At 63.7% G+C, this 14,562-nt stretch carries 3 protein-coding genes and 9 pseudogenes; 5 read left to right on the top strand and 7 right to left on the bottom strand.

Going from position 1 to position 14,562, the window contains the following annotated elements:
* Nucleotides 1-100: 100 nt before the first annotated feature.
* A protein-coding gene (locus tag ACM61V_RS20135) for an IS3 family transposase (protein ID WP_119592876.1) occupies nt 101-1,464 on the top strand; the annotation gives its coding sequence in 2 pieces (ribosomal slippage) (nt 101-449 and nt 449-1,464; 1,365 coding nt in all).
* A 288-nt stretch (nt 1,465-1,752) separates the two neighbouring features.
* Here the strand turns inward: ACM61V_RS20135 and ACM61V_RS20130 are convergent.
* Nucleotides 1,753-2,380 (bottom strand): annotated as a pseudogene (locus ACM61V_RS20130) (transposase); the annotation flags it as partial.
* A 79-nt stretch (nt 2,381-2,459) separates the two neighbouring features.
* Nucleotides 2,460-3,377, bottom strand: a pseudogene (locus ACM61V_RS20125) (IS256 family transposase); the annotation flags it as partial.
* Between the two features lie 63 nt (nt 3,378-3,440).
* Between ACM61V_RS20125 and ACM61V_RS20120 the strand changes: the two are divergent.
* Nucleotides 3,441-4,249 (top strand): annotated as a pseudogene (locus ACM61V_RS20120) (IS3 family transposase); the annotation flags it as partial.
* 214 nt (nt 4,250-4,463) lie between these two features.
* Here the strand turns inward: ACM61V_RS20120 and ACM61V_RS20115 are convergent.
* Nucleotides 4,464-5,760 (bottom strand): annotated as a pseudogene (locus ACM61V_RS20115) (IS110 family transposase).
* A gap of 154 nt (nt 5,761-5,914) precedes the next feature.
* Between ACM61V_RS20115 and ACM61V_RS20110 the strand changes: the two are divergent.
* Nucleotides 5,915-6,271: pseudogene (locus tag ACM61V_RS20110) on the top strand (integrase core domain-containing protein); the annotation flags it as partial.
* A gap of 18 nt (nt 6,272-6,289) precedes the next feature.
* On the opposite strand, the pseudogene ACM61V_RS20105 reads toward ACM61V_RS20110, so the two are convergent.
* The 3 pseudogenes from ACM61V_RS20105 to ACM61V_RS20095 form a co-directional block, all read right to left on the bottom strand.
* Nucleotides 6,290-6,577, bottom strand: a pseudogene (locus ACM61V_RS20105) (transposase); the annotation flags it as partial.
* A 58-nt stretch (nt 6,578-6,635) separates the two neighbouring features.
* Nucleotides 6,636-7,106 (bottom strand): annotated as a pseudogene (locus ACM61V_RS20100) (IS21 family transposase); the annotation flags it as partial.
* Nucleotides 7,107-7,198: 92 nt separating this feature from the next.
* A pseudogene (locus ACM61V_RS20095) lies at nt 7,199-7,408 on the bottom strand (transposase); the annotation flags it as partial.
* Nucleotides 7,409-7,695: 287 nt separating this feature from the next.
* Between ACM61V_RS20095 and ACM61V_RS20090 the strand changes: the two are divergent.
* A complete protein-coding gene (locus tag ACM61V_RS20090; protein ID WP_147037467.1) occupies nt 7,696-8,946 on the top strand; it encodes an NRAMP family divalent metal transporter in 1,251 nt (416 codons plus the stop codon).
* 35 nt (nt 8,947-8,981) lie between these two features.
* On the opposite strand, the pseudogene ACM61V_RS20085 reads toward ACM61V_RS20090, so the two are convergent.
* Nucleotides 8,982-11,420, bottom strand: a pseudogene (locus ACM61V_RS20085) (Tn3 family transposase); the annotation flags it as partial.
* 140 nt (nt 11,421-11,560) lie between these two features.
* Here ACM61V_RS20085 and ACM61V_RS20080 point away from each other — a divergent pair.
* The gene (locus ACM61V_RS20080) at nt 11,561-14,434 is read left to right on the top strand and encodes a PAS domain S-box protein (protein WP_307724551.1); all 2,874 of its coding nucleotides are present in this window, start codon (nt 11,561-11,563) and stop codon (nt 14,432-14,434) included.
* Nucleotides 14,435-14,562: the final 128 nt, after the last annotated feature.

Here is a 14,562-nt window from a genome sequence, read left to right as displayed (position 1 = left end):
ATTAGCGCTGATATCTGTTCCCCGTCAGCGCCAATGGCACAGATTTGAGGTTGTGAATTAAGGAGTGTTGGGGCTTCGTCGTAGTGACGAAGGAACGAAGATGAAGCCCCAACACTCCTTGAAAAAATCGCCTGCCAAGGCCCCTGCTGAGCGTGTGGTGAAGGACATCCGGCGGCAGACCCGGCGGCATTTTTCGGCCGAAGACAAGATCCGCATTGTGCTCGATGGGCTGCGTGGCGAAGACAGCATTGCCGAACTATGCCGCAAGGAAGGCATTGCCCAGAGCCTGTATTACACCTGGTCGAAGGAGTTCATGGAAGCGGGCAAGCGGCGCCTGGCGGGTGACACGGCTCGTGCCGCGACCAGCGGCGAGGTGCAGGACCTGCGCCGCGAAGCCCGTGCCCTGAAGGAATGCGTGGCCGACCTGACGCTCGAAAACCGTCTGCTCAAAAAAAGCATGATCGCGGATGGGGGCGACGACGAATGAGATATCCCGCATCCGAGAAGCTCGAGATCATCCGGATCGTCGAGCAGTCGCATCTGCCGGCGAAGCTCACCCTCGACAAGCTGGGGATCGCACGCCGGACGTTCTACCGCTGGTACGACCGGTTCCTCGAAGGCGGACCGGAGGCGTTGGAAGATCGGCCATCGGCACCGAGCCGCGTGTGGAACCGGATCCCGCCTGACATCCATGATCAGATCATCGAACTGGCACTGGAGCAGTCCGAGCTGAGCCCACGGGAGCTGGCGGTGCGCTTTACCGACGAAAGGCGTTACTTCGTGTCGGAAGCCACGGTTTACCGCCTTCTGAAGGCCCATGACCTGATCACCAGCCCGGCCTATGTGGTGATCAAGGCCGCCGATCAGTTCCACACCAAGACCACCCGGCCGAACGAGATGTGGCAGACCGACTTCACATACTTCAAGATTATCGGGTGGGGCTGGATGTACCTGTCGACCGTGCTCGACGACTTCTCACGCTACATCATCGCCTGGAAGCTGTGCACCAACATGCGCGCCGAGGACGTGACCGACACGCTGGACATGGCACTGGCCGCATCGGGCTGCGACAGCGCCACGGTGCTGCACAAGCCAAGGCTGCTGTCGGACAATGGCCCCAGCTACATCGCCGGCGAACTGGCGGAATACATCGAGGCCCAGAAGATGAGCCATGTGCGCGGTGCCCCGCTACACCCGCAGACCCAGGGCAAGATCGAGCGCTGGCATCAGACCCTGAAAAACCGCATCCTGCTGGAAAACTACTTCCTGCCCGGCGACCTCGAGGCCCGGATCGAGGCCTTCGTCGAGCACTACAACCACCAGCGTTACCACGAGAGCCTCAGCAACGTGACGCCCGCCGATGCCTACTTCGGCAGGGCACCGGCAATCATCAAACTGCGCGAAAGGATCAAGCGACAGACCATCGAACATCGGCGCTTGCAGCACCGCAAGTTCGCCGCCTAACATCAACCCCCTGACGAGGTCCGCACTCCGCTAATCTACGCCGCGAGTTGTGCCGAATGTTCTGACGACGGACAAGCGCTGATATCTACAGTTTTCCCGTCATTATGCGATCTTGTCCGAATCGCCGTTACAGGTCCAGAGTTAACGGACATATTCCTGTTGGCCGCCAGAGGACCGTCTGACGGACAGCCTCAAGGAGGTTCAGGGTCATGGCTGTCCGTCGTCAGAACATTCGGCACAACTCGCGGCGTAAACTAGCGGAGTGCGGGCCTCGTCTGGGGGTTGATGTTAGGCAGCTAGCTTGCGGTGTTGCAAGCGCCGATTTTCGATGGTCTGGCGTTTGATCCTTTCGCGCTGTTTGATGATGGCTGCCACTCTGCCGAAGTAGGCATCGGCGGGCGTCACGTTGTTCAGGCTCTCGTGGTATCGCTGGTGGTTGTAATGCTCGACGAACGCCTCGATCTGGGCCTCAAGGTCGCCGGGCAGGAAGTAGTTCTCCAGCAGAATGCGGTTCTTCAAAGTCTGGTGCCAGCGTTCGATCTTGCCCTGGGTTTGCGGGTGCATCGGGGCGCCGCGCACGTGGCTCATCTTCCTGGCCTCGATGTATTCAGCCAGTTCGCCGGCAATGTAGCTGGGGCCGTTGTCGCTGAGCAGCCGAGGTTTGTGCAGCACCGTGGCGCTGTCGCAGCCCGAGACAGCGAGGGCGAGGTCCAATGTATCGGTCACGTCCTCGGCCCGCATGTTGGTGCACAGCCTCCAGGCGATGATGTAGCGAGAGAAGTCGTCGAGCACAGTCGACAGATACATCCAGCCCCACCCGATGATCTTGGAAGTACGTGAAGTCGGTTTGCCACATCTCGTTCGGTCGGGTGGTTTTGGTGTGGAACGCATCGGCGGCTTTGATCACGACGTAGGCCCGCACATACATGGCCCGCGACGCGCACAGTCGCACATGGGACTGTCAGGAATTTTGTGCGGGAGGCCGGTTACCGTCATTAGATGACGAAGCGCTCACCGAAGATTACGGCGAACTGACTTTTGGCCTCACCCCATTCGCGCGGTGGGCGCTTCCATTCGTCCGCCGCGTGATTGAGCACGAGATATAACAGCTTCATCGCGGCATCGTCACCGGGGAAATGGCCGCGGGTACGGACGGCACGGCGAACCTTCGAATTCAGGGCCTCGATGGCGTTCGTAGTGTAGATGATCCGGCGGACGCCCTCGGGAAAGGCGAAGAACGGGATCACCTGGTCCCAGTGTCGCCGCCAGCTTATGGCGATGGCCGGGTGTTTCTGGCCCCAGGGGCCTGCCTCGAACGCCTCCAGCGCAGCCATGCCGGCCTCGGGCGTCTCGGCACGGTAGACGCCGCGCAACGCCTGGGCGATGAACTTGCGCTCCTTCCAGGACGCAAAGCTCATGCTGTTGCGGATCAGATGGACGATGCAGGTCTGGACGATGGCCTCGGGGAAGACAGCGTTGATCGCCTCCGGGAACCCCTTCAGGCCGTCGACGACGGCGATCAGGATGTCGGCGACGCCGCGGTTCCTGAGCTCGTTCATGACGCGCAGCCAGAATTTGGCCCCCTCGGTCTGCTCGATCCAGATGCCGAGCACCTCCTTGGTCCCGTCCGGCTGAATGCCCAGCGCGATGTAGACCGCCTTGTTGCGGACGAACCCTTCGTCGCGGATCTTCACCCGGATCGCGTCGAAAAACACCAGCGGATAGCAGGCGTCGAGCGGCCGACCCTGCCATTCGGCAACCGTCTCCAGCACCGCATCGGTGACGGTCGAGATCAGGTCCGGCGAGACGTCGATCCCGTACAGCTCCTCGAGGTGCCCGCGGATTTCGCGCACCGTCATCCCGCGCGCGTACATCGAGACGATCTTGTCGTCGAAGTCGGGGAAACGGCGCTGACGTGACCCCCGTTTCTTCATCCATCTGGAACTAGAGACCGGCCCCTCGAAGGGACGGACGGAATGAAGCGGAAGCAGTTTTCGGAAGAGCAGATCATCGGCATCCTGAAGGAGGCCGAGGCGGCGGCGGTGGTGACGGAGCTGTGCCGCAAGTACGGGATGTCGAGCGCGACCTACTATGCGTGGAAGGCGAAGTTCGGCGGCCTGGAGGTGTCTGACGCCAAGCGCCTGCGGTCGCTCGAAGAGGAGAACGCCCGGCTCAAACGGCTATTGGCGGACACGATGCTCGACAACGCGGGGTTGAAAGACCTGCTATCAAAAAAGTGGTGACGCCCGCCGCGAAGCGGCAAGCGGTCGCGCATCTCCAGGCGACGTTAGGGATGAGCGAGCGGCGGGCGTGCATGGTTGTTGGTGCAGACCGCACGAGCATGCGGTATCGCTCGTGCCGGGCAGATGATGGCGACCTGCGGTCGCGTTTGCGTGAGCTGGCGCAGCAGCGTCGGCGGTTCGGCTATCGGCGTCTGCACATCCTGCTTCGCCGGGACGGCATCACGATCAACCGCAAGAAGACCCAGCGGCTCTATCGTGAGGAAGGGCTGACTGTCAGGCGCCGGAAGGGACGAAAGCGCGCCGTCGGCGCGCGGGCGCCCGCGCCGGTGCTGGCACTTCCCAATCAGCGCTGGAGCCTGGACTTCGTGCACGACCAGCTCGTTACCGGCCGACGGTTCCGCGTGCTCAACATCGTCGACGACGTCACGCGCGAATGCCTCCGGGCGGTAGTGGACACGTCAATCTCGGGCCGGCGGGTCGTGCGCGAACTGGCCGATCTGATCGCCGAGCGCGGCAAGCCGAAGATGATCGTCAGCGACAACGTCCTATGTCAGGAAGCAGCGGCGGGTTTTGGCCAGCAGATATCCATGCGCCGACAACCGTCGGCGCGGCATGCAATCTGAGCCAGATGGCTCCCACCGTCAACGGGATCGCTCCCTGCCATAGCAAACACAGGATCCAGCAGCGCCGAGGCGGCCGTGGTCCTCACCATCCTTAAAACGAGATACGCACCCAGGTGGAAGGCCCGAACATTATCTACAGGGTCGCTCGACGAGCGCCCTCACGGCACTTGCAGAGAGGGGTCCTTCCACCTGGCATCCGACCGTTCGAGGAACGGCCGGTACTCTGTCCCCGTCTTGATGACGGCGTGAGCCACGCGCGCCATCTTGGCGGTGAGCGCCGTCATCGCCTTGCGGCGACGGTCGGCATCGTCCGCGTGCCCGGCGACATATCGTCCGAGCTTGTCGCGGAAGCTGTTGTCGCGCTGACGCGCGGCGACCTGGGCAGCCATCCAGAAGGTCCGGCGCAGGCGCGCATTGCCGTACTTGGACAGCTTCGTGCGGCCACGGAACGTGCCTGACTGACACGTTGCGAGATCGAGACCGCAGAACTTCAGGAACTGACGATGATGGTTGAAGCGCCGCAGATCACCGGCCTCGGCCAGGATGGTCAGCGCGTTGATCGGACCGATGCCCGGAATGTTGCGCAGCAGCTGGTAATCGACGTCATCGGCGAGCCGCGCATGGGCCAGCCGCTCGATCTCGTCTCGCTGGTGGATGAGGCTGCGGCCCTGCGCGATGACCATGCGGAACATGGTGATGGCGGCTGAGCTCTCCGGCACCGGCAGTGCCGTCGAGGCGGACGCCGTCTCGTAGATGTCGTTGATGAGGCGTGCCTTGGAGACCTTGCGGCCGATGAGCGGCCATGCCGCGGCCGAGAACGCCTCGCGGTCCAGCGCCGTGATGGTGGCCGGCGTCGGAAACCGCTCGATGAGCGCCAGGAACCAGTCGGACCGGCTGTTGCCTGCGAAGCGGGCGATCTCGGGGAAGTACAGCGGCAGGTAGTGGGTCAGGATCCGATGCCAGGTCTGCGTCTTCATCCTTGAGATCGTCTCGTGAGTCTTCGAGAGCTCCTGCAGGTCGTTGATTCCGGCCACCAGCGGGTCGACGTAGCGCTGCGTCGCACCGATCCGCAGCATGTGCAGGATGACCTGCGCGTCCTTGGAGTCGTTCTTGTCCCAGCCGTTGTGCAGCGCCTCGCGCGTTCTGGCGAGCGCGACCGACGAGATGAGGCGCAGCTCGAACCCTGCCGTCAGCAGCCGGTGCGCCAGCGTACGATGGTAATTACCCGTCGCCTCGAACCCGACGATGATAGGGCGCCCGATGGCAGCGAGTTGCTCGGCAAAGCCGTCATAGTCCTGCCTGGTCGCCATGACGGTCATCCGCCGGCGCCGGCCGCCTTCCGGTCGCTCGATGAGAACCTCCTGTCGGCTCTTGGACATGTCGATGGCTACCAGCACGGCGCCGGCAGGCGTAGAGGTGAGCTTGGTCATGGTCGGTCGGCCTCCAAAGTGTTGTCTCGACAACCTCACTTTAGATACCTGCTGACCGGCCATGGCTTGCCCTGATGAAGTCTACGGCCGCTACGCGGCCTTGTCTTCATCAGGGCCATAGCGGCTCCCGAACCAGCGCTTCCCAATGTGCTACGGGACTGAACTGACGTCGAACGCGGTGCTCGTCTGGTCGGGAGATGTCGGCGTCGAGTGGCACTACATCGCGCCTGGCAAGCCGACGCAGAATGGCTTTGTCGAGAGCTTCAACGGTCGCATGCGCGACGAGCTGCTCAACGAGACGCTGTTCTTCACCATCGGTCAGGCCCGCTCGATCCTGTCGCGCTGGGTCGACGACTACAACACCGAGCGGCCGCACTCGTCGCTCGGCTACGCTACTCCGGCAGCCTTCGCTGCCGGGCTCGAACAGCAACGGGCGGGGTTAACCCCGCCCGTTGCTTCACCTGCGCTCATGCGCGAAAACCACGGTCGGTCTCTGGTTGCCGCTGGATGAAAGACCGGGGTCACGTCAGCGCTGGTATTTGGCGATGAGCTTCGGGTCGAACGTCCCCGCCCGGTCGCGTGGCACGTCCAGCGTCACCTTCGATGTGCCCGTCAGCATCGTCTTTCTCGATGACCCGTTGCGCCGGTTGATGGTGCCTGCGGCGCCTTCGCTTTCCAGATGATCGTCGAGCTCAGCCGACAGCATCCGCTCCGACAACGCCTTCTTCAGCTCGTCGAGCAGACCGTCCTTTGCAAACAGCTCCTGCGGGTCACGACCAGCCAGAAGCTGGTCCAAAACGTCCTTGTCGATTGCCATATCGATGGTCCCTTCCATTCCATCCTATGGCCTCCCGCACAAAATTCCTGACAGTCCCTCGCACATGCGCGACCTTCACGCGCATCGGCTTGCCCGAGATCTCCACGTCCTCATGGCTCCAGTCGAACTGGTAGGCCTCGCCCGGTCGGAACAGCAGCGGGATGAACGCCGGCGCATCCATCACATCGCGACGTCGCGCCTGCCGCCAGCGGGCCGCATAACGGCGAACCGCGTCGTACGAGCCATCGAACCCCTCGCGTAGCAGCAGGTCGTGGATGCGCGTGAGGCGCAGCTTCTCGCGCCGCGGCCGTGCCTCATCTTCCTCCAGCAACGCATCCAGTCGCGCCTGAAACGGACCCAGCTTCGGCAGCGGCTGCACCTCTCGCCGATAACCCATGTCCGCTTCCGGCGCCCGGATCGCCTTGCGCACCACCTTGCGCGACAGGTGCAGGTCCCGCGCTATCGCCTTGATGGCCTTCCCCGACGCGTGCTCGCGCCGGATCCTCAACACCGTCTCCAATACCAGCATCCCGCTCTCGCCGCCTGACACACCGCCAAGCGAACAGCCTAGACCACCGGGATGAGGGGTCCCTTTTCGACGCCGATCACCCCGCTACCGGGGTCCCTTTTCCACGCCGATCCACAGCTCTGGGCAATGCCTTCCTTGCGGCATAGCTCGGCGATGCTGTCTTCCCCGCGCAGGCCATCCAGCACGATGCGGATCTTGTCCTCGGCCGAAAAGTGGCGCCGGGTCTGTCGGCGGATGTCCTTCACTATCCGCTCTGCTGGGGCCTTGGCGGGCGATTTTACATCGCAGGATCTGGGCTTCATCTTCGTTCCTTCGTCACTACGACGAAGCCCAGATCCTCCTTAAATCACAACCTCAAATCTGTGCCATTGGTGCTGACGGCGGACAGTCGTCTCCAATCGAAACCGCAACCGTCCGGAGCGCGCTTCGTTCCGCGCGCGCGGCCGACAACCTCGACGGCGCTGATCGAGATCAGCGCGTTTGCCGCCGGTCGCAAATAGCCTATGTTCGTGGGTGCGCCGCCAGCGTGGCGACACGGCCGGTGCCTAGGACCAATCCAGCCACAGCCGATCAGGACGGGGAGGACGAGGTGGGTATTCTCGACAAGGTCAGGAGGCTGGGGCCCGGGCTCGTGACGGGCGCAGCCGACGACGACCCCAGCGGCATCGCCACCTATTCGCAGGCCGGCGCCCAGTTCGGCACCGGTCTCATGTGGACCATGACCCTGTGCTATCCCCTCATGGTCGCCGTCCAGCTTGCAAGCGCCTGGGTCGGACGGGTCACTGGACATGGCCTCGGCAACAGCCTCCGTAAGGTCATGCCGCGCTGGCTCGTCATCGCCCTGATCGGACTGCTGTTCGTCGCCAACACGATCAACGTCGGCGCCGATCTGGCCGCAATGGGCGAGGCCTCGGCGCTCGTGATCGGAGACGGACCACACGCCTTCACCGTGTTCTTCGCCGTCCTCTCGCTGCTTCTTCAGCTCTTCGTGCCCTACCACCGCTACGTGAACGTCCTGAAATGGCTGACGCTCGTGCTGTTCGCCTACATCGCGCTGATCTTCATAGTGAAGGTCGACTGGCAGGCGGCGGCGGCCGGCCTGACCATCCCGTCGATCGCAGGAGCCGGCGCCGTGACCACGGTCGTGGCGATCTTCGGGACGACGATCAGCCCCTACCTCTTCTTCTGGCAGGCCGCGCAGGAGGTCGAGGATCTCGACCAGATCGAGGAGCGGAAGCCTCTCAGGGAGAAACGCTCCCAAGCTCCCGACGCGCTGAGCCGGATCCGATGGGACACGTTCGCCGGCATGGCGGTGTCCAACATCGTCGCGCTGGCGATCATGCTCGGCACGGCGACGACCCTCCACGCGGCCGGCAAGACCGACATCCAGAGCGCGGCCGATGCAGCACAGGCGTTGAAACCGGTGGCGGGAAGCCTCGCCTCCGTGATCTTCAGCCTCGGCATCATCGGCACCGGGCTGCTGGCGGTGCCGGTTCTTGCGGGATCCTCCGCCTACGGGGTGTGCGAGATCGGTGGATGGACGGCGAGCCTCGAACACGAGCCGATGAGGGCTAAGGCCTTCTACGCCGTCATCACGCTCGGCATGGTTCTGGGGCTCGCCATCGACTGGTCTCCGATCAGCCCGATGAAGGCGCTGTTCTGGAGCGCCGTCATCAACGGCATCGCGGCAGTGCCGGTGCTGATCGGACTGATGATCGTGGTGTCGAAGCGCAGCATCATGGGCGAGTTCGTCGCATCGGCCCCGCTCAAGATCTTCGGATGGCTCGCGACGGCGGTGATGGGCGCGGCCGCAATCGCGATGTTCGCCGTCCCGAGCTAGACGGGGGCGTCACATAAAAAGGGCACAGATATACGCTAAGCCTTTTGGGGCACGGTAGCGCCGATCTTTTGGCGCAGCGGCCGTAGCGTGCCGGTCGTTAAGTCATGATCCGTCCAAAGGTAATCGCCGGTCAGATTGATGTGTTGCCAGCCCAGCGGTGACAGATGTTGGAGAAATTCGGCCGGGATTTCCTTTCCTTGCTGCTCCATATGGCGAAGCACCGCCTCGAGGTAGGTCGTGTTCCAGAGGACAATGGCTCCAGCCACCAGATTGAGCGCGGACGCTCGGTGTCCTTGAGCCTGTAGCTCATGGTCGCGTATCCGGCCGGTGCGGTGAAAGAAGATCGCGCGCTTGAGGGCGTTCTGCGCCTCGCCCTTGTTCGGTTCGCGCGTAGCACGGCGCCGTTCTTCCGGCTTTTCGATCCAGTCTAGGGTGAAAAGCGTCCGTTCAACCCGGCCTATCTCGCGTAGCGCCAGCGCCAGGCCGTTGGCGCGCGGATATGAACCAAGGCGCTCGAGCATGGCGGAGGCACTCGTGACTCCGGTCCGGATAGATGTTGCGAGGCGGACGATGTCTTCCCAGTGGCTAGCGATGAGCTGTTCATCAATGGCTTGCGCGGCCATCGGGGCTATGGTCGGCCCTGGCCGCGCATCGCGGAACAAGTGGAGGCGCCGGGCGGCGATATTGGGAATTCGCGGTGCGAACTGGAACCCCAGCAAATGGCAGAGCGCGAAAACATGGTCGGAAATGCCGCCGCCATCGGTATGGTGGCGTTCAATCGCAAGTTCGGCACCATGATGCAGCAGGCCGTCAAGGACGTGGGCTGCCTCGCTCGCACCGGCGGAAATAACCTTGGCATCAAACGGCGCATAGCGATCCGAGACGTGAGTATAGAAGGATACCGAAGGTTCACTGCCCTTGTGGGGATTGACAGAACCGGTCGCCTGCGCGCGGCGATCAAGTGGAAAGTTCTGGCCATCGGAACTCGACACATTTTCATCGCCGAACACATTTGACAGCGTCATGCGATGCTGAGCATCGGCCAACATCGCCAAGGCGGCGCCGTAGCTGTCTTCGCGTAAATGCCATGCCGCAAGCCAACCGAGTTGGCGCTGGCTCACCAAATCGCAGGCCTCTGCCATGCGGGCGTGGCCGAGATTGGTGGCGTCGGCAAGAACCGCTGTCAGGACAGTGCGGGGATCATCATGTACGCGGCCCGTGGTGAGATGGGTAAAGCATTTCGAGAAGCCGGTCCAACGATCAACCTCCGCCAGCAGGTCAGTAATGCGGATGGCCGGCAAATGGCCATACAAGGGAGAGAGTGCCCTTTCGGCTTCCTCCGGTGTGATGGCTCGAAGTGGCGATATCCGCAGCTTGCCGCCTGAAAAGTGCACATCTTCGAGCGCGTCCGCTTCCACCTTTGCGTCCACCTCGGCCAGCCTTCGGGAAAGGAGCGCCTTGCGCTCCTCGAGCCAGACTGCGGCCGTATCGGCGACCGGGACAGGCAATGGACCAGCGGCCCTCATAGCAGTGAACACCGGGGTGGAGATAAGTTGCTGCTCCACGGCTCTGTATCGCCGGCTGCCTTCGACCCACACGTCACCCGCTCGCAAGCGGTCCCGCAACTCGGCGAGGACACAGAACTCGAAAATACGGCGATCAAGACCGGCTCGGCCAATCCGTCGCCGCCATGCCGGTCGGACGAAACCAAGCGCGGCATCTGCTGGTAGCTTGCGCAGGCGGCCACTTCCGAGATCGCGCATTGTCGCGATGGCTCGAGCAAGACCCACACAGGCAGGCACCGCACCGAAGGTGAAGCTTGCGACGAAGGCCGGACCGATCTGTCGCAGGATCGGCAGGTTCGATCGCGCGAGTTCGACGGGATCGAGCGGATCGGGACGGACAAGTCGCTTGGCTTCCTCGATCTCGGAACCGAGATCGTCCCATCCGATAACCTCTTCAATGGCGCTGAGAGGATCTGCACCGCTGTCCCTTGCATCAATGATCGCAGTTCCGAGACGGGCCAGCAGACGAATTTTGCCATTGATGGTGCGTTTGTCGCGCTTCAGCGCAGCCTCTTCCCGGGGCTCGGCACGCCGGAACATCTGTGCGATCAAACGTTCGAACATCATCACGGCATCGTCAGTCAGGGCGATCTGCATTTCGGCAACGGTGGCAGCCAGAATGGCCCGGCGACGGATCGGGTTCAGGACGGATAGATGTTGCTCAGTGAGCCGCACGCCCTCCTGATTAAGGCGCCGCAGTCGTTCTGGATGGACTGGGGCTACAACTTCAGGCTCCAAGCCGACTGCCCGCAATGTGGACAATCGCTCGAGAATTTCCGCGAAGGCACGTCGTCCCGGTCTACCGGGTGGTTGGCGGATCCAGGCAAGAATGCTGATGCGGCCTGCATTGTGCTGCAGCAGCAGCGAGTCCAGCAGGCCGCATTGCACTGAAGTCAGACTTCCCGTCAGCATTGTCCGTCGTCAGAACATTCGGCACAACTCGCGGCGTATATTAGCGGAGTGCGGACCTCGTCAGGGGGTTGATGTTAGGCGGCGAACTTGCGGTGCTGCACCCTATCAAGTTCTCGCGGCGTGAAAGGGCGCAACAGATGTTCGACGTCTTCTTCTGTCTGACCCATCAGCATAACAAGTGGCTGGTCGCGCTCGCGGCCCTGGTCTGCATCGCGGCGACCGGCAGCGTCGTATTCCTGCTGCGCCATCTCGGCGCCGCGCCGGCGCGCGAGCGGTCCCGCTGGCTGCTCGGCGCGGCCTTTGCGTCGGGCACGGGGATCTGGGCGACCCACTTCATCGCGATGCTCGGCTACGATCCAGGCATTGTGGTCGGCTACCTGCCGGGACGCACCCTGGCGTCTCTGGCCATCGCCATCGTTGTGACCTGGGCCGGGTTGCGGACGTGCGTCCTCAGGCAGGACCGCATCGGCTATGTCGTTGGCGCGGCGATGGTCGGCTCGGGTATCTCGGCCATGCACTATCTGGGCATGAGCGCCGTCCTGTTTCCGGGCACCTTCCGCTTCTCGTCCGTCCTGATCGTCGCCTCGGTCGTCCTCGCAGTGCTGCCGGTCGCCCCGGCGCTGTACCTCTCCATTGCTCGCCGCGGCATGGGGACGGGAACTGCCGCTGCCGCTCTGCTGACGCTGGCGATCCTGTTGCTGCACTTCACCGGCATGGCCGCGATCAGCGCCGTGATCCCTGGATCCGCAGCTGGCACGGGCGGGATCGTGCTGTCGCCCGACCTGATGGCTCCGCTCATCGCTGTTGCGGCGCTGGCCGTCCTGGTCGTGACGGTCGGCGCCGCCAAGGCGCGCGCCGTGCTCGCCTTGCGCGCGCGCGGGACAACGGATGCGGGTTGGGCGGCGCTGGTCCGCTCCAGCCTCGTTGCCGAGTTCGACCTCGACGGCACCGTCCGCTGGGCGAACGAAAGCTTCCTCGATACGCTGGGCTACCGGCTGGACGAAATTGCAGGGCTCCCCGATCGCACGCACGACATGGGTGTCAGGGCACCAGGATCGAGCGATCCGGCGTTCTGGGCAAAGCTCGCTGCCGGCGAGCACCAGACCGGTGAGTACCGGCGCGCCGCGAAGGACGGCCGTGTCGTCTGGCTGCAATCGACCTACACCCCGGTGCTCGATGAGAAGGGGCGACCGATCCGGGTTCTGGAGGTCGCAACCGACGTGACGGTGAGCAAGCTGGCGGCTGCCGATTCAGCGGCGAGGCTCGCGGCGCTCGATCGCAGCCAGGCAGTGATCGAGTTCGCAACCGACGGCACTGTCCTTGAGGCCAACGACGTCTTCCTGCGCCTGACGGGCTATGCGCGCGACGAGGTGGTCGGGCGGCATCACCGGATCTTCTGCGACCCCGCTTACGCCGGCACAGCCCACTATGCTGCCTTCTGGGCGAAGCTCGGCCGGGGCGAGTTCGATGTCGGGACCTACCGCCGCGTCGGCAAGGATGGCCGCGAGCTGTGGTTTCGCGCCACCTACAATCCGGTGCTCGACCCGGATGGTTGCCCGGTGAGGATCGTGAAGTTCGCGTCCGACATGACGGAGAGCCGGCAGCGCAACGCCGAGTTCGAAGCGCTCACGCTGGCGATGCGGCGCTCGGCCCTGACGATCGAGCTTGCCCCTGATGGCATCATCCTCGCGACCAGTAACGGCTATCTCAAGGCACTCGGCTATGCACCGGAGGATGTCGCGGGCGAGCATCACCGGATTCTGTGTCCGCCCGACCTCGCCTCGAGTGCCGCTTATGCAGCAGCCTGGGAGACGCTTGGCCGCGGCGAGCACATGACGGGCGTCTTCAAGCGGCGCGACCGTGAGGGCCGCGACCTGTGGTTCCAGGCAACCTACAACCCGGTTCTCGATGCGGACGGCCGGGTCGTGAAGATCGTCGGCTTCGCCACCGACGTAACGGATGCGAAACTGCGCAGCGCCGAGTTCGAGGCGCGCTCAAAGGCGATGGACCGCAGTCAGGCCGTCGTCGAGCTTGGGCTGGACGGAACGATTCTGGAGGCCAACCAGAACTTCCTCGACGCGCTGGGCTATAGCCGGGCCGAGGTCATCGGCCGTCACCATCGCCTCCTATGCGACCCTGACTATGCGCGCTCGCCAGACTATGCCGCGTTCTGGCGCAAGCTTGCCGGCGGTGCCTTCGACGCAGGTCTATACCGCCGGATCGGCAAGGACGGCCGCGACGTGTGGCTGCAGGCGACCTACAATCCGATCCTCGATCCGGACGGACGGCCGCTGAAGATCGTCAAGTTCGCGACCGACATTACCGAGGCGCGTGAGCGCGATGCGGAGTTCGCCGGCCGCGATGCGGCCGTCGATCGCAGCCAGGCCGTGATCGAGTTCGATCTGAACGGGCTGATCCTGTCCGCCAACCGGAACGCGCAGACCATGCTGGGCTACGACAGCGAGGCGCTCGTGGGCCAGCACCACCGCATGTTGTGCGACGCTGCCGAGGCGCGCTCGGCCGTTTACACGAGGCTTTGGGAACGTCTGTCGCGGGGTGAGTTCGATGCGGGGCGATATCGTCGGATCGGGCATGACGGCCGCGAGATTTGGATCCAGGCCTCCTACAACCCGATCCTCGATGCCGACGGCCGACCGAGAAAGGTCGTTAAGATCGCCACCGACATCACGCGCCAGGTGCTGCTGGAGCGGGAAGCCGAGCACCGCCTTGCTGAGAGCGAGGCGATGCAGCGATCGCTCGACCTGCGCCGACAGGCGCTGCAGGACACGGTGGCCGAGCTGGACACGATCGTGACCGCGATTGGCGGCATCGCCGCCCAGACCAACCTGCTCGCGCTCAACGCATCCATCGAGGCGGCGCGGGCGGGCGAGGCAGTCCGGGGCTTCACGGTGGTGGCGTCGGAGGTCAAGAAGCTGGCCAACGACACGCGCGTGGCGACGGAGCGTGCGACGGCCATGATCGGCGCGCGGCGCGCCAGCAATGACGGCTAGTAAGATGATGGCGAGTAGAACGAGATGATGAGGCCCGGTGATAGCAGGCGCTCCCACGAGGCGATCCGCGCCGCTGCCTACGCACTTCGTGACTGCGTCAGGGCTGGACCTCCGCTTACCGACCTCGG

Origin of the sequence: Sphingomonas sp. TX0543, from assembly GCF_048565505.1 — a bacterium.
Taxonomy (GTDB): Bacteria; Pseudomonadota; Alphaproteobacteria; order Sphingomonadales; family Sphingomonadaceae; genus Sphingomonas.
The sequence above is the reverse complement of the archived record's forward strand: the minus strand, read 5'-3'. Positions and strand labels throughout refer to the sequence as shown.